A 16,232-nucleotide genomic window follows, 5' to 3' on the forward strand; every position below is an offset into this window, starting at 1 on the left:
TCAGCGAGCCTCCTTGGCCACCGGCTTGCCCTTGCGGACGTTGAGTTCGCGCAGGAGCGCGTCCGCGTCCTCGACCTGGTCGAGCTGCCAGAGCAGGTAGCGCACGTCCACGTTGACGTTCCGGGCCACGTCCGGATTGTAGCCGAAGTCGTTCGCGACGTTCTCCCACACGCGGTCGAAGTTCACGCCCACCAGCTGACCCTTGCCGTTCACCGTGGGGCTGCCGGAGTTGCCGCCCGTGGTGTCCGCGTCCGCCAGGAAGTCGACCGGCACGTCCTTCAGCCGGGGGTCCGCCCACTGCCCGAACTTCTTCGCCGCCGCGGCCGCGCGCACCTTCTCCGGCGCGTTGAAGGGCTCCTCACCGGTGTGCTTTTGCATCATCCCCGTCAGCGTCGTCTGCGGCAGGTACAGCGCGCCGTCGCGCGGCGTGTAGCCCTGCACCTTGGCGAACGACACGCGCAGCGTGCTGTTGGCGTCCGGAGCAATCGGCTTGCCCGCCTGCGCCATCACCGCCTTGCGCCACGCCGGCCGCAGCCGGGAGGACGCGCCCTGACGACGGTCGCGCGTGTCATCCAGCGCGGCCTGCTCCTTCGCCAGCTCCATGCCGAACGCCAGCATGGGGTCGCGGCGCGCGGCGAGCTGCCCCACGGACTCGTCCGCCATCTTCAGGCGCTCCGCCAGGGTGAGCACCTTGGTGCCCGCGTACAGCGAGTCGATCTTCGCGGAGACGTCCTTCTCCGAGTACGTCTTGCCAAACACGGCGTCCACGGACGCGATGCGCGCGTCCGCGGGGAGCGCCTGCGCGCGCTTCACGAACGCGTGCAGCAGCGCCTTGTCCGAGGCGAGGAAGAGGTTCTTCTGCTCGCGCTCCAGGCGGTCCTTGATGCGCGGCACCTCGCGGTCCATGTACTCCGGGCGGCGCTCCAGGTCCGGCTTCGCGCGCTCCATGGCCAGCCGGGACACGGACGTGGCCAGCGCGGGGCCTCGCGCCAGACGGCTGGACATGTTCAGGAGGAACTCGCGGTCGAAGGTCTTGGCGGAGTCCTGCTGCTCCGCGAGCAGCGCCTCGCGGGCCTTGAGGGCATCCCCCCACTTCGCGGCGTCCTTCCGCGCCCAGGCGACGGTGGCGGCCTCCGTGTCGCGCTGCTTCTCCACGATGTGGCCGCGCTTCAGGCCCGCCAGCTGGCCGCCCGCGTTCTTGTAGGCGTTGTGCAGGCCCTTGAGCTGCGAGGCCACGGCGATCTTCCCGGCCGGATCCTTCTCCCCTTCCGTCTCCAGGATGCGGATGGCCTCGCCCAGCACGTCGCGCATGCGCGGGTAGTAGCGCGCCTGGCGCTCCGCCATCTCGTCCGCCAGCAGCGTGCGGTAGGTGCTGCCCGGGTAGCCCAGCACCATCACGAAGTCGCCCGGCTTCACGCCTTCGGTGGACAGGGGGAAGAAGAACTCCGCCTTGTAGGGCACGTTCTTGTCGCTGAACGCCGCGGAGGCGCCGTCCGGCGCGGTGTACGCACGGATGATGGCGAAGTCACCGGTGTGGCGCGGCCACATCCAGTTGTCCTCTTCGCCGCCGTACTCACCCACGGCGCGCGGCGGCGCGTAGACCAGGCGCACGTCCTGCAACTCCACCGCGTCCACCAGCGTGTAGTTCACGCCGCCGTCGAAGGTGGCCACCTGGCAGCGGGTGGCGGGGCGCTTCTCGCACTCGGCCACCAGCTCCTTCTGCTTGCGGTCGATGGCCTTGTAGCGCGCGAGGTCGTCCGCGCCCTGCGGCACGGCGCCGTTGATCTCCGCCGTCACGTCCTTGAAGCCGCGCGGCACCTGCACGCGCGAGCCCTTGCCCGGGAGCTCCTCCGACTGGCTCTTCGCGAGGAAGCCGTCGGTGATGAGGTCCTTCTGCGGGGAGCTGTGCTCCTGGATGATGGAGAAGGCACAGTGATGGTTGGTGATGATGAGGCCGGAGGCGGAGATGAACGACCCGGAGCAGCCGCCGGTGTTCACCGTGCCCGCCAGCAGGCCCGTGCCCCGCTTGGGGTCCCAGAGCTTGTTGGGTGGCAGTTGGAGGCCCTGGGCCTTGAGCCAGGCAGGGCTCAGCTCCAGCACCTGCTGGGGGGTCCACTTCCCTTCCCCGGCGAAGGCCGGGGCTGCCACGAGCGCGAGGAGAAGGAGCGTCTTCTTCATGGTGACCCTTCCCTACTCCGTCCGCCGCCCCGGCGCGACCGTTCCGGTGTCCGGGGGGCGCGTTTTCGCGGAAGATGGAACGCGCTTGGATGTTCCGGTGTCCAGGCAGGAGGGGACCAGCGATGCGGACCGCGAGCGGGGCGACACTGGATTTTGGAAGGCTGGCGCTGCTCCTGCTCTTGATGGGGGCGTCCTGGTACTTCTGGTATTCGCCGGTGCTGTGGCCGGTGAAGGTGCTGGTGGTGATGATGCATGAGAGCGGGCATGCCATCGCCTCACTGCTCGTGGGGGGCTCGGTGGACCGGGTGCACCTCCAGGTGAACGAGGGAGGCAGCTGCCTCTCCCGCCTGCCGCCGGGCGTGCTCAACCGCGTCATCGTGTCGTCCGCGGGCTACCTGGGCAGCGCGGTGGCGGGCGCGGGGCTGATGCTGGCCACGTTCCGGTTCCGGCTGGGCCGCGCGGTGATGGGCGCGGCGTCCGTGTGGCTGGCGGTGATGGGCTTCTTCTACGCGGGGGACCCGTTCACCCTGGCCTTCTGCCTGGGCATGGCCCTGGCCATGGGACTGGGTGCGCGCTTCCTGCCCACGGGGCTGGTGGACGCGCTCAACCTGTTCCTCGCGGCCTTCACCGCCCTCTACGTCATCTTCGATTTGAGGGACGACCTGTGGAACAGCGCGGTGCGCGCGCAGAGCGACGCGGCCATCCTCGCCAGCGAGACGTGGGTGCCATCCATCGTCTGGGCGGCCCTGTGGACGCTGCTGTCGCTGGCCCTGCTGGGTGTGTCCGCGTACTGGGCCATGCACGCGAAGCCGGGCGGCGGCGTGAAGATGCCGCCCATGGCCCGCGCGCGGCGGGTGTGAGCCGAGCGGGCGCTCAGGTCCCCAGCCAGGCGATCACGTCGTCGTACGTGAAGGGGTGCTCGTAGATGTCCATCAGGTAGTCCTCCGCCGGGTCCATCACCTCGTGGTAGGTGTGCACCGGCGTGAGGCTCTTGGGGTAGCCACCCACGGACTGGTCCGCGTTCCAGTACCCGAAGATGCCGAAGGCCATGGCCTTCATCCGGTCCGCGAAGAGCTGGGTTGCCACCGGGCCCGCGCCATTCGCGGGCCGCAGCAGGGCGACCATCTCGAACAGGCGGGCCGCCGTGTGCGAGCGCCCGGTCTCGATGGGCATGTGGTGCTCTCGCGCCGTCTCCGTGTCCGGCGAGTCCTCGTTGCGCGTGCCCGCGCCCTTGCGCCCCTGATCCCAGGCCACCTGCCGGCGCTCCGTGTGCGGATCCCCGGTGTAGCGCGTGAGGTCCTTCTTGAGCACGTTCGCGCGAGCTGCGCCGTCCGTCGTCCAACGCCTGGGCCGGGCGGGGCTCGTCGCCCCCTGGTAGGGATGCGGGACCAGCTCCTTGTGCATGGAGATCATGGCCCGGCTGTTGCCAATGGGGCTGAACAGCTCCTTGAGGTCGTGGAGGATGGCGACGTTCTCCGCGACGGAGAAGTCCCGCCGGTCATAGCTCAGGCTCACCCGGTCCTTGCTGCGCACGCTGTAGTCGTACAGCGGCTGCGCCGTCAGGTTCATCACCAGGTTGATGGGGTTGAGGTTGCCGCCCAGCTTCTCCCACTGACGGCGCTCGTAGGCCGGGTACGAGTTGGCCTCGTTGTAGCTGCCCGTCATGTTGGGCAGCAGGTTGAAGGGCGAGTACGTCTGCACGACATGGCTGATGGTCCCGCTCCAGCTGTCGTGCTCCCAGAGGTACTGCCCCAGCGCCCTGCGCAGGTCATTCAGCGTCTGGCGTGTCCGGGCATGCTCCAGGACGTCCTCGGCCAGCTCCTGCTCCAGCTCGCGGTTGCGCTGGCAGCGGGCGTCGGCCTCGTACATCAGGTGCATGTAGAACTCGCCCTTGCTGGCGAAGGCCTTCCAGTAGGCCTTGGGCGCGGTGTTCGTCATGCCGAAAGTGGGCTCGAAGGAGCCCAGCTTCGTGCCCTTGGGGAACGACCACGGCTTCGAGGCGATCCACGACCGGAGCGTGTTGCGCAACCCCACCTTCGTCAGGTGGGCCAGCCGGGTGCGGTCCGTCGTCCGCGCGTACGAGTAGGCGCCGTCCGCCCACGTCTTCGCGTCCGCATCCTTCACTGCGACCGAGCTGATCTCCACGGGCATCGCGCGTCCCCTCAAGGCAGCGGGAGCCCTCTTCCGAGCTTCCCTGGCTTGAGTTTACTTCAAGACTGTCGCGAGTGCGCCCGTACGCGAAATCTCCGAGGGTGTCAGAAACGCCCGGACGTGGAGAGTCACCGCCGCGGTCGCATCCGGAAGGCCACGAACGACGCCATGTCCGGGAAGCCGAAGTACGGGTTCTTCTGGCGGATGGCCTCCATCTGGGCCACCGGCACGTCCGCGTAGTCATGCCCGGGGTACAGCCGCGCGGTGTCCGGCACCTTCGCCAGCACCTGCGACAGCGAGCGGTACATGTCCTCCGGGCTGCCGCCCGGGAAGTCGCACCGGCCGCACCCGTTGATGAAGACCGTGTCCCCGGACACGAGCGCGTCCTCCGCCAGCAGGCAGTGCGACCCCGGCGTGTGCCCGGGCGTGTGCAGCGCATGGAACGTGCGCGCGCCCACCGGCACCGCGTCGCCCGCCCTCAGGGACCGAAGCGCGTCCCCCCCACGCTTGCGCAGCTCGCTGGAGAAGGCGACCTCCTCCGCCTGCGCGTACACCGGGACGTCATGGCGCGACAGCAGCTCGTCGAGGCCGTTGATGTGGTCGCCGTGGCAGTGCGACACGAACGCGCCCACCACGCGCTTGCCGTCCTGCGCCACCGCCGCCTCGATGGCCGGCACGTCCCAGGCCGGATCCACCACCACCACCTCCGGGCCGTCCTGGGGACCCACCAGGTAGACGAAGTTGTCCATCGGTCCGAGCTTGAGCTGACGCACGTACGGTGTGGGCATGGTTGTCCTCCAGACGGCCACTCTACGCCCCAGGCTTGCCGGCCCGGGGCCAGTTCCCTTTGAATGCCTCTTTTTGATGCCCCACGCCGTCAGGAGGTCCAAGTCCGTGAAGCGCCTGCCCACCCTGCTCGCCTGTTCGCTGCTGGTCAGCGCGTCCACCTCCGCCGCGGGGCGGTCCACCTCGACCTTCCGCTACAAGCCGTCACCGGACGATGAGCGCCCCGTCATCGTGGATGCCACCATCGGGCCCCAGGGCAGCGACTTCGCCATGCGCCTGAAGTTCAACAAGGACCCCTTCGGCGAGGAGTGCAAGCAGCGCTGCGCCAACGTCACCCTCTTCCTGGACACCGACTCCAGCGTCCAGTCCGGCCTCCACCTGGACGCCAACAAGGCCCCGGAGAACGGCGCCGACCTGGCGGTCGTCATCCAAGGCGTGCGGGAGTACAAGCGCCAGGACGCGCCTCCAGAGATGACCCTGCGCGTGAAGATCCGCCAGCTGAGCTCGGACGCCACCAGCGCGGACGCGGGCGAGCTGCTCGCGGACCTCAACAACCGCCAGGACCCGGAGCGCATCCAGACGGACGGCACCACGGTCTACCTGCTGGTGGACGCCACCAGCGCGCTCCTGCCCTCCGCCCGCAAGGTGCGCGTCATCTACCACCCGCCGGGCAGCAAGGCCCTCACCGCCACCATCAACGGGATGGCCGGTGGCGGCTCCGGCCGGGGCGTGCAGATCTTCAAGAGCGGCCGCGGCTGGGGCCGCGCCCCTGACGCGGAGGGCAAGAAGCCCCGCGCCAACCCCAACGGCGACAACGGCTAGTCCCAGCAGCCCGCCGGCCAGGCCCTGCCCCCACTCCCCTCGGAATTCCGGGGGGTTGGCGGTGGGTTTCAAGCAGGCATAGGACTGTACGGACGTGCAGAAGTTCCGGGCTGGAGCCGCTGCAACCTCCCGAATTCGTTCTCAATGTCAGAGGCCCATGGTAGTCCGGCCCATCTGACGTCGAGGGTCCCACCCGACTGGTAGTCGCAGCGCGCACGGCGTGACGCCCGCGCGCCGCGTCACGCCCGGCCGGTCGGCCCGTGTGAAACCCATCTGGATTCCATGACCATGCTCGCAGAAGCCGAAACGAAGTCGCGCAAGAAGCAGGGAGGCCCGGCAGGGGGCGGAGGAAAGGGCGGCGGCGGCGGCGGGTCCGGCGCTGGTGGCGGGGACAGCCTGCCCGCGGGCCTGGCCGAGGAAGCGCGCCGCCGGTACCTCAACTACGCCCTGTCGGTCATCACCTCGCGTGCCCTGCCAGACGTGCGCGACGGCCTCAAGCCGGTGCAGCGCCGCATCCTCTACGGCATGTGGAACGACCTGAACCTGTCGTTCGACACGAAGTACCAGAAGTGCGCGCAAGTGGTTGGCGCCATCATGGGCCGCTACCACCCGCACGGCGACACGGCCATCTACGACGCGCTCGTGCGCATGGCGCAGGACTTCTCCCTGCGCTACCCGCTGGTGGACGGCCACGGCAACTTCGGCTCGCTGGACGGCGACTCCGCCGCCGCCTACCGCTACACCGAGTGCCGCCTGGAGAAGCTGGCCACGGAGCTCTTGGGTGAGCTGGACAGCAAGACGGTCCGCTTCCGCCCCAACTACGACGGCACCCGGGACGAGCCCGTCGTCATCCCGGCGCGCGTGCCGCAGCTGTTGATGAACGGCACCACCGGCATCGCGGTGGGCATGGCCACCAACATCCCGCCCCATCACCTGGGCGAGCTGGTGGACGCGCTCCTGGCGCTCATCAACGACCCGGAGCTGCAGACCAAGGACCTGCTCAAGTGGATCAAGGGGCCGGACTTCCCCACCGGCGGGCAGATCCTCAACGACAAGAAGGAGCTGCGGGACATCTACGAGACGGGCCAGGGCTCCGTCCGCATCCGCGGCGAGTACAAGATGGAGGAGCACAAGCGCGGCGGTCAGATGATCGTCGTGACCTCCATCCCGTACACGGTGAACAAGTCCACGCTCGTCGCGAAGATTGGCGAGCTGGTGCGCGAGCGCAAGCTGCCGCTCATCACCGACGTGCGCGACGAGTCCACCAAGGACGTGCGCATCGTCATGGAGCTCAAGAAGGACGCCAACCCCGAGCTGGTGATGGCGTACCTCTACAAGCACACGCCCCTGCAGACGAACTTCGGCGTGAACCTGACGTGCCTCGTGCCGTCGGACAATCCGGACGTCGGCACGCCCAAGCGGTTGGACCTCAAGTCCATCCTCCGCTACTTCCTCGACTTCCGCCTGGAGATCGTCACCAAGCGCTTCGAGCACGAGCTGGCGGAGCTCAAGCGGCGCGTCCACATCCTCGAGGGCTTCGAGAAGGCCTACGACGCGCTGGATGAGATCATCCGGATCATCCGCCAGTCGGAGGGCAAGCAGGACGCCGCCCAGAAGCTGATGGCGCGCTTCAAGATGGATGAGATCCAGGTGGACGCCATCCTGGAGATGCGCCTCTACAAGCTGGCCCGCCTGGAGATCCTCATCGTCCAGAAGGAGCTCAAGGAGAAGCGCGCGGAGATCAAGCGCATCGAGGGCGTCCTCAAGGACGTGAAGAAGCGCTGGACCGTCATCCACGACGAGCTGTCCGGCCTCAAGGCCGCGTACACAGACAAGCGCCGCACGCGCATTGGCGGCGCGGGCTCAGAAGAGATGGAGTTCTCCGCGGAGGCGTTCATCGCGGACGAGGACGCCCACGTCGTGATCACCCGCGACGGGTGGATCAAGCGCGTGCGCGAGGTGAAGGACCCGTCCACCACCCGCCTGCGTGAAGGCGACGCGGTGATGGCGGTGCTCGCCGGCAGCCTGAAGGCGAACCTGGTGCTGTTCAGCAACTTCGGCACCGCCTACGTCACCCGCTTCAACGACATTCCGGCCTCCACCGGCTACGGCGACCCGGTGCAGAAGCTGTTCAAGTTCGACGACGGCGAGCGCGTGGTGGGCGCCCTGTCCCAGGATGCCCGCCTGCACCAGCCGGCGAAGCTGGTGGCGGTGACGCGCCAGGGCCTGGGCCTGCGCTTCCTCTTGGCGCCGCACACGGAAGTGTCCACCCGCGCCGGCCGCCGCTACGCGAAGACGGGCGAGGGCGACGAAATCATCGGCACGCAGCCGGTGGGCGACAAGGACCTGCTCGCCGTCCTCACGGAGAAGACCAACGCCCTCGTCTGCAAGGTGGCGGAGGTGAATGAGCTGGCGGGCCCCGGCAAGGGCGTCCAGGTCATCAAGGTGGACGCGGGCGACAAGGTGGTGGACTTCCTCGCGGCGCCGGCCAGTCAGAAGGACGCCGTGCTGGAGTTCGAGACGCAGAAGGGCCGCAAGCTGCACCTGTCACCGGCGAAGTTCTCCGTGACGGGCCGCGGCGGCAAGGGCCATGAGATGTCCAAGCGCGACACGGTGAAGGAGGTGGCCAAGCCCATCACCTTCGTGCCGCTGCCGGAGAAGAAGGAGTAGCGGGAAGGCCATGGCGACCAAGAAGGAAACCTACACAGGCGCGGACATCCAGGTCCTCGAAGGCCTGGAGCCGGTGCGCAAGCGCCCGGCCATGTACATCGGTGGCACCGACAGCACGGGCTACCACCACCTCCTCTGGGAGATCGTCGACAACTCGGTGGACGAGGTCATCAACGGCTTCGCGTCCCTCATCGAAGTCACGCTCCACAAGGGCGCGAAGTCCATCACCGTCGTGGACAACGGGCGCGGCATCCCCGTGGACATGATGCCGAAGCACAAGAAGCCCGCCGTGGAGGTCATCCTCACGACGCTGCACGCGGGCGGCAAGTTCGAGCAGGGCAACTACATCCACTCGGGCGGTCTGCACGGCGTGGGCAGCTCCGTGGTGAACGCGCTCACCAGCAAGCTGCTCATCGAAATCAAGAAGGACGGCAAGCGCCACGTGCAGTCGTACGCGCGCGGCAAGGCCACCAGCGCCCTCAAGGTGGAGGGCCCGGCGCGCGGCACCGGCACGTCCATCACCTTCGAGCCGGACGCGGAGATTTTCGGCGAGAAGCAGAAGTTCGACGCGGCCCTGGTGCGCGAGCGCCTGGAGGCGAAGAGCTACCTGCACAAGGGGATGACCGTCGTCTGGAAGGACGAGACGGCCACGCCCGCCGTGTCGGAGACGTTCAAGCACGACGGCGGCATCGCCGAGTACCTCACCAAGGTCGTGTCGGAGCGCCAGAAGCCCATCGTCCCCGTGGGCGGCACGCCGTTCTACTACTCGCGCGACAACGAGGTCCGCCTGGAGGTGGCGCTGGCGTGGACGGAGGCCACGGACGAGCACATCCGCTCGTACGTCAACGGCATCCCCACGAACCTGGGCGGCACGCACGAGGCGGGCTTGAGGGCCGCCATCGTCAAGGCGATGCGCAACTACATCGAGACGCACGGCCTGACGCCCAAGGGCGTGTCGCTCACCGCGGAGGACATCCGCGAGGGCATCACCGCCATCCTCTCCGTGTACGTGGTGGAGCCCCAGTTCCAGGGGCAGACGAAGGGCCGCCTCAACAATTCGGAGACGACGGCGCAGGTGGACAGCGCCGTCCGCCCGGTGCTGGAGAAGTGGCTCAACGACAACAAGTCCATCGCGGAAGCGCTGCTGGCGCGCATCATCCTGGCCGCCCGCGCGCGCGAGGCGTCCCGCGCGGCCTCCGCCGCCATCAGCCGCAAGTCCGCGGTGAGCCACCGGCTCAACCTCCCCGGCAAGCTGGCGGACTGCTCGTCCACGGACCCCGCGTCCAGCGAGCTGTTCATCGTGGAAGGTGACTCCGCAGGCGGCTCCGCCAAGCAGGGCCGCGACCGGCGCACCCAGGCCATCCTCCCCCTGCGCGGCAAGGTGCTCAACGCGGAGCAGGCGTCCACCGACAAGGTGGCCACCAACAAGGAGCTCCAGGACATCGTCAGCGCGCTGGGCTGCGGCATCGGGTCCGACTTCGACATCACGAAGCTGCGCTACGGCCGCGTCTTCCTGCTGATGGACGCGGACAGCGACGGCCACCACATCGCCACGCTGCTGCTCACGTTCTTCTACCGGCACCTGCGGCCCCTGATTGAAGCGGGCGCCGTGCACATCGCCCAGCCGCCGCTGTACCGGGTGGACATTGGCAAGGAGACGTACTGGGCCCTGGACGAGCCGGACCGCGACCGCATCATCCGCGAGAAGGCCAAGGGCAACGCCAAGCCCAACATCATGCGCTTCAAGGGTCTGGGCGAGATGACGGCCGACGAGCTGAAGACGACGACGCTCGACGCGAAGAACCGCATCAGCCTGCGCGTCACCATCGACAACGCGCTGGAGACCGACCGCATCATCAATGACCTGATGGGGAAGGACGTCTCGGCGCGTTACAAGTTCATCACCGAGATGGCGGGCGAGGTCCAGGAGTTGGACGTCTGAGAAAGTGGAAGTCCCCGCACACCCGGGACGGGTTCACCCGTCCCGGGGAGGCATTGGTCTTCCGCCCCGCTGGTCGGCTAGCATCCGCCGAATCGTGAACACCACCCGCCTTGCCCTGACTGTCGCGCTCGCCTGCATGCTGAGCGCTCCCGCCGCCGACGCCGCCACCAAGCGGAAGTCCGCCGCGAAGAAGAAGCGCCCCGCCGCCACCAAGAAGGTCCCCGCGGCAGAGCCCGAGGACACCTTCACGCCTCCGGATGAACCGGCTCCCGACTCGGACGTGCCCGTCGCGCCCCAGGCGGCCGCTCCGGCGCCCGTCGCTCCGGCCACGCCCGCCGCCCCGAAGAAGCTGGCGGACGTTCCGGCTCCGGCGCGCGCGGCGACGTCCAACGCGGTGGCCATCTTTGGCGTGGCCCGCCAGTCGGCCGCGACGGACTCCGCGGCGAAGCTGGAGGACACGCTCACCCGGCGGCTGGGCAGCGCGGGCGACGTCCAGTTCGTGGACCTGGCCACCGCCTTCCCGCCCCCGGAGCCCCAGGGCAACCCCCGGGCTGACGCCCTCTTCGACGAGGGCCGCGCGGCGTACGACAACCTGGACCCGGACGCCGCCGCGGCGAAGTTCAAGGCGGCCGCGGAAGCCTACGTGCAGCGCCCCGGCGACCTGCGCCCGGAGAAGCTGGGTGAGACGTACCTCTTCCAGGGCGCGTCCCAGCTGCTCAACGGCGACGTGGCGGGCGCGAAGGCGGCCTTCACGAACGCGCTCCTCGCGGAGCCGTCGCTGCGCCCGGACGCGGGCCTCTTCGGCCAGGACGTGCAGCGGGTGTTCTCGGAGGCGCAGAGCGATCTGAACGCGCAGCCGCAGGGCACGCTGGTGGTGAACACCCAGCCGCAGGGCGCGCGCGTGCTGGTGCGCGGCCGCGACGTGGGCACGACGCCGCTGTCCGGCGCGAAGCTGGCCCCGGGCCGCTACCCCGTGCAGGTGGTGCTGCCGGGCTACGCCCCGTTCGCGACGTACGTGGAGGTGAAGCCGTCCGCCCCCACGGAGCTGAAGACGAAGCTCGGTTCCGCGCCGGGCCTGTCCGCGCTGCGTGACGCGGCGACGAAGGCCGGCACGGAGGCCGCCTTCGACGCGAACGGCACGCCGCCGGAAGTGGGCGCCATCGCCGAGCGGCTCAACGCGCGCTACGTGGTGCTGGCGGCCACGTTCCAGGACAAGAAGGGCCGGCTGCACGGCGAGGTTCAGGCGTGGGACGTGCGCACCAAGAACCGCCTGCGCGGCGTGGAGGTGGACTTCGGCAAGCGCGACGGCAAGGGCAGCGCTGACTTCGCCGCGGACCAGGTGCACACCTTCCTCACCGGCGCCGCGCTGCCCCAGGGCCGCGAGGACGCGTCGAAGGAGCCGCTCGTGTCCAGCGACTCCGTGCTGCGCAAGCCCTGGTTCTGGGCCGCGGCGGCGGGCGTGGCGGCCGTGACGGCGGGCGTGGTGTACGTGGCCACCACGGACCGCGGCCCCGGCTTCAACCCGGTGAACGGTCTGCCCGGTGGAATTTCCTTCTAGCCCGGACGTCAAGCGCACAGGACTCCTCATGAAAGCCCTTCCGCTCGCGCTCGTGCTGCTGCCCGCCCTGGCGCTGTCATCCTCGCCCCCGGCGGGCCGCATCTCCGCGCTGCTCATCCCCATGGACCCGTCGTCCGAGTCCTCGGGGGTGCAGATGGAGAGCTACCTGAACGACGCGCTCGGCAACTTCCCCAGCTACTCCGTGCGCAAGCCGCGCGACCTCTTCGGTCTGCCGGACGACCCGTCCGCGCAGGCGTCCTTCCAGCGCGCGAAGAAGGGCTACGAGGAGAGCGTCAAGGCCTTCGAGGCGCGCGAGTACGAGGACGCGGAGCGCAAGGTGCGCGCCACCCTCAAGGAGCTGGACGGCTCCGTCGCGGCCATGACGTCCTGCTTCCCGCTGTGCGACGCGCTGGCGTTGCACGGCGCCATCCTCCAGCTGCGGGGCGACGTGGAGGAGGCCAAGCTGCTGCTCATCGACCTGATGGCGCTCAACCCCACGTTCGAGCTGAACCCCAAGCGCTTCAGCCGGGACTTCATCAGCCTGCGCGTGCAGGTGGCCACCAGCCGTCCCTCGCAGCTGCGCGGCAGCGCCACCTTCAAGTCCCGGCCCGCGGGCGCCCGCGTGTACGTGGACGGCGAGCCGGTGGGCTACACGCCGCTGACGCTGCCCACGCTGCCGGTGGGCAAGCACCTGGTGCGCATGGAGCGGCCGGGCTTCCGCCAGTTCGGGCAGATCGCGGAGGTGACGCCGGACGACGTGGACGTCGTCGCCTCGCTGGCGCCCACGGCCACCTACAAGGCCTACGACGCGCAGCTGGACAAGGTGATTCCGGACGTGTCCCGCCCCAGCGACAAGCCGGCCAACGCCATCGTCTCGCTGGGCAAGTCGCTGAGCCTGGACCGGGCGCTGGTGGGCACCGTGCGCGTCATCCCGGAGCGGGGCACGGAGCTCGCCGTGGGCCTCTTCGACGTGAAGAGCGGCAAGCGCCTGGGCTCGCGCAAGCTGGTGCTCCAGGGCGACGAGTACGGCCAGCTCAAGTCGGAGATGGAGCGCATCGCCAACCAGCTCATCAACAGCGAGGGCGAACAGGTCCAGAAGAAGCGCGACCCGCTGGACAACCGCAGCGGCGCGGAGGACTGGGGTTCGGAGGACCGCGGAGGCAACTCCCGACAGTCCGTCAAGAAGCACTCCGGGGATGATCCGCTGGACGACGTGTCGGGTACCGAGGACTGGTAACACGCGGCGCTTGTCCCGGGACGGCTCGCACCTAGAGTCCCGGTCCGTATGCGCCACCTGCCGCTGCTCGCCCTCCTCCCCAGCCTCGCGATTGCCCAGACGGGCGCCGTCGACCGCGCCCCCGTCCCGCCCCTGGGCATCACCCTGCCGCCCACCAACGCGGCGCTCATCGACGAAGCGCCCGCCCTGTCCCTCAACCCCGCCGGCCTGGGGTTCCAGGACGCGGGGCAGCTCTTCTACCTCCACGAGCGAAACCTCCAGTCCGACTCCGTGGGCGACGCCGTGTTCCTGGGCGCGCGCCTGCTGGGCCTGGGCGCGGGCTTCTCCCTGGAGTGGATCCGCGGCCAGAACGCGCCGGACTACCGCAAGACGTCCTTCGGCCTGTCGCTGGGGCCTCGCACGCTGCAGCTGGGCGCCGCGCTGCACGACTTCAGCAGCTCGGATGACCCCCGCATCAGCGGACTGACGAGCTGGGACGTGGGCCTCACCGCGCGCCCCTTCCGCTTCCTGTCGCTGGCCGCGGTGGCCAAGGACCTGAACGCCCCGGAGCAGGACGGCCTCAAGCTGCAGCGCCGCTACAACTTCGGCCTGGGCCTGCGCCCGCTGGGTGAGCGCTACACGCTGGGCGTGGACTGGCTCTTCGCGGAGGGAGGCTTCCGGGAGGGCCTGGCCACGTACACGCTCCAGGCGGAGGTGGTGCGCGGCCTGAGGCTGAGCGGAGGCCTGTCCCACGGCTTCGTCAGCGGCATTCCCCTGGCGCTCCAGTTGGCGGCCACGGTGGACCTGGGCCACGCGGGCCTGACGTACGCGGCGGGCGGCGCGGGCAACGGCCTGGACCACGTGCTGCAGGTGCGCCTGTCGTCGGAGCGCTACCGCTCCCTGCACGGCGGCGGCGGCGTGGTGGCGCTGCTGGATTTGGACGACATGCTGGCTGGTGGCGTGAGCCCCGCGCTGGCCATCCTGGGCGTGAGCGAGGCGGACCCGTACCTGCGCCTGATGAAGTACCTGGACCTGGCCACGCGCGATGAGCGGCTCAAGGGCGTGGTGGTGAAGATGGAGGGCCTGCCCGGCGTGGGTTGGGGCACGGCGGAGGAGCTGCGCCAGTCGCTGCTCAAGCTGCGCGAGGCGGGCAAGAAGGTCGTGGTGGTGATGCTGTCCGGAGATGACCGCAGCTACCTGGTGGCGTCCGCGGCGGACAGCGTCTACGCGCTGACGGAGGCGTCGCTGCCCATCAACGGCCTGTCCGCCACGGTGACGTCGCTGGGCGGCACCATGGAGAAGCTGGGCGTGACGTGGGACGTGGCGCGCGTGGGTGAGTACAAGACGGCGATGGAGCAGTTCACCCGCTCCGACATGAGCCCCGCGGAGCGCGAGACGCTGGACGCGTACCTGGACTCCCAGGTGACGCACTACGAGAAGGCCGTGGAGGCCGGGCGCAAGCTGCCCCCGGAGAAGCTGCGCGCCGCGTGGGCGCAGGGCATCCTGTCCTCGAAGCGGGCGCAGGCGGCGGGCCTGCTGGACGGCGTGGTGTCCGCGACGGAGCTGGACGCGCGCGTGGCGGAGTGGTTCCCGGGCATGCGCTTCCATCCGACGTACTCGCCGCGCGAGGAGCGCGAGGACCGCTGGGGTCTGCGCCGCCGCATCGCGGTGGTGCCGGTGCTGGGCGACATCACCGGGGGCCGCAGCCGCGAGGACCCGCTGGGCTTCGCGCAGGTGGCGGGCGCGGAGACGGTGGTGCGCGCGCTGCAGGAGGCCCAGGAGGATCCGTCCGTGGTGGCCATCATCCTGCGCGTGGACTCCGGCGGCGGCGACGTGCTGGCCTCGGACCTGATGTACCGCGCGGTGCTGGAGGCGAAGAAGCACAAGCCCGTCATCGCCTCCATGGGCGACGCGGCGGCCTCCGGCGGCTACTACGCGGCGGTGGCCGCGGACGAGGTGCTGGCGGAGCCCACCACGCTGACGGGCAGCATCGGCGTCTTCTACCCGAAGCCCGCGCTGGAGGGCCTGGGCACCAAGCTGGGGGTGAACCAGGAGACGCTCAAGCGCGGCGACATGGCGGACCTGCTGGAGTGGTGGAAGCCGTGGACGCCCGAGCAGCAGGCCGCGGTGCAGACCTGGGTGGACGACTCCTACGACACGTTCATCACGGAGGTCGCCCGCAACCGGAAGATGGACAAGGCGAAGGTGGACGCCGTGGCCCGCGGCCGGGTGTGGAGCGGGAAGGACGCGCTCGCCCGGGGGCTGGTGGACGGGCTGGGCGGCATGCCGGAGGCCGTCGCGTCGGCGCGCAAGCGCGCGAAGGTGCCTACTTCGGAGGAGCTGGACCTGGACGTCATGGGGGACGCGCGCGGCTTCCTCTCCGGGCTGGGCGGGGAGCCCGGCGTGCACGCGCTGGCGGGGCTGCTGCTGCCCGCGCTGCCAGAGCGCCCGCCGGAGGCCCTGTCCGTGCTCGCCCGGGAGGTGGGGCTGGGTTCGCCCGAGCTCCTACGCCCCGGCCTGAAGGCCATGATGCCCTTCCGCGTGCGCATCCGCTGAACGGCCTCCCGAGGTGCCCCCAAGCGCCGGAGACGCCTCCTGCCCCCCGGGGAGGTCTCCCGGTGGACAGGCCGCGCACACGGGCGGCGAAAATGCGGGCGCCCCATCCGGGCGCTCTGTTAGGGTGGTCAGTGCCTCCCGGCCGGCGCTAGGGCCGTCGGGGGGTTTCAGGAACCGGCGGTTTCGGCCTTCTCGCAGGCCCCGCGTCCGGCTTCCTGTCCCAAAACCTGCTTCCTGACGTCCCCGGCGGGCCCGCTCAAGGCCGCCGCCCTCAAAGGGCCGTCACGCGTGGAGCCCCATGAGCGAGAATTCCGACAACCCCGAGACCCGCAACCCGCCGCCCCCACCCGCGG

At 69.8% G+C, this 16,232-nt stretch carries 10 protein-coding genes; 7 read left to right on the forward strand and 3 right to left on the reverse strand.

Features of this window, described 5'->3' with window-relative positions:
• Positions 1-2,178: a S46 family peptidase gene (locus D7Y15_RS22655; RefSeq protein WP_121753877.1), complete on the reverse strand. Its 2,178-nt coding sequence runs from the start codon at positions 2,176-2,178 to the stop codon at positions 1-3.
• 122 nt (positions 2,179-2,300) lie between these two features.
• Between D7Y15_RS22655 and D7Y15_RS22660 the strand changes: the two genes are divergently transcribed.
• The gene (locus D7Y15_RS22660) at positions 2,301-3,038 is read left to right on the forward strand and encodes a M50 family metallopeptidase (RefSeq protein WP_120577241.1); all 738 of its coding nucleotides are present in this window, start codon (positions 2,301-2,303) and stop codon (positions 3,036-3,038) included.
• 13 nt (positions 3,039-3,051) lie between these two features.
• Here the strand turns inward: D7Y15_RS22660 and D7Y15_RS22665 are convergent, their stop codons facing one another.
• Together D7Y15_RS22665 and D7Y15_RS22670 are read right to left on the reverse strand one after the other, a co-directional pair.
• Positions 3,052-4,329 (reverse strand): hypothetical protein, encoded by a 1,278-nt coding sequence (locus tag D7Y15_RS22665; RefSeq protein ID WP_120577242.1) that lies wholly within the window; start codon positions 4,327-4,329, stop codon positions 3,052-3,054.
• A 128-nt stretch (positions 4,330-4,457) separates the two neighbouring features.
• Positions 4,458-5,117, reverse strand: coding sequence for an MBL fold metallo-hydrolase (locus D7Y15_RS22670; protein ID WP_121753878.1), 660 nt, complete (start codon positions 5,115-5,117; stop codon positions 4,458-4,460).
• 106 nt (positions 5,118-5,223) lie between these two features.
• Between D7Y15_RS22670 and D7Y15_RS22675 the strand changes: the two genes are divergently transcribed.
• The 6 genes from D7Y15_RS22675 to sppA all read left to right on the forward strand — a co-directional run bounded on the left by D7Y15_RS22675 (position 5,224) and on the right by sppA (position 15,879).
• Positions 5,224-5,937 (forward strand): hypothetical protein, encoded by a 714-nt coding sequence (locus D7Y15_RS22675; RefSeq protein ID WP_120577248.1) that lies wholly within the window; start codon positions 5,224-5,226, stop codon positions 5,935-5,937.
• Between the two features lie 288 nt (positions 5,938-6,225).
• Positions 6,226-8,607: a DNA topoisomerase (ATP-hydrolyzing) subunit A gene (locus D7Y15_RS22680; protein ID WP_171807890.1), complete on the forward strand. Its 2,382-nt coding sequence runs from the start codon at positions 6,226-6,228 to the stop codon at positions 8,605-8,607.
• Positions 8,608-8,617: 10 nt separating this feature from the next.
• A complete protein-coding gene (locus D7Y15_RS22685; RefSeq protein ID WP_120577245.1) occupies positions 8,618-10,549 on the forward strand; it encodes a type IIA DNA topoisomerase subunit B in 1,932 nt (643 codons plus the stop codon).
• A 94-nt stretch (positions 10,550-10,643) separates the two neighbouring features.
• A complete protein-coding gene (locus tag D7Y15_RS22690) occupies positions 10,644-12,107 on the forward strand; it encodes a PEGA domain-containing protein (RefSeq protein WP_233605051.1) in 1,464 nt (487 codons plus the stop codon).
• Between the two features lie 28 nt (positions 12,108-12,135).
• Positions 12,136-13,344, forward strand: a complete 1,209-nt coding sequence (locus D7Y15_RS22695) for a PEGA domain-containing protein (protein ID WP_120577246.1) — start codon at positions 12,136-12,138, stop codon at positions 13,342-13,344.
• A 48-nt stretch (positions 13,345-13,392) separates the two neighbouring features.
• Entirely contained in the window at positions 13,393-15,879 is a 2,487-nt protein-coding gene (sppA, locus tag D7Y15_RS22700) for a signal peptide peptidase SppA (protein WP_121753881.1), read from the forward strand.
• Positions 15,880-16,232: the final 353 nt, after the last annotated feature.

The organism is Corallococcus sp. AB030, assembly GCF_003668965.1.
GTDB lineage: Bacteria > Myxococcota > Myxococcia > Myxococcales > Myxococcaceae > Corallococcus > Corallococcus exiguus.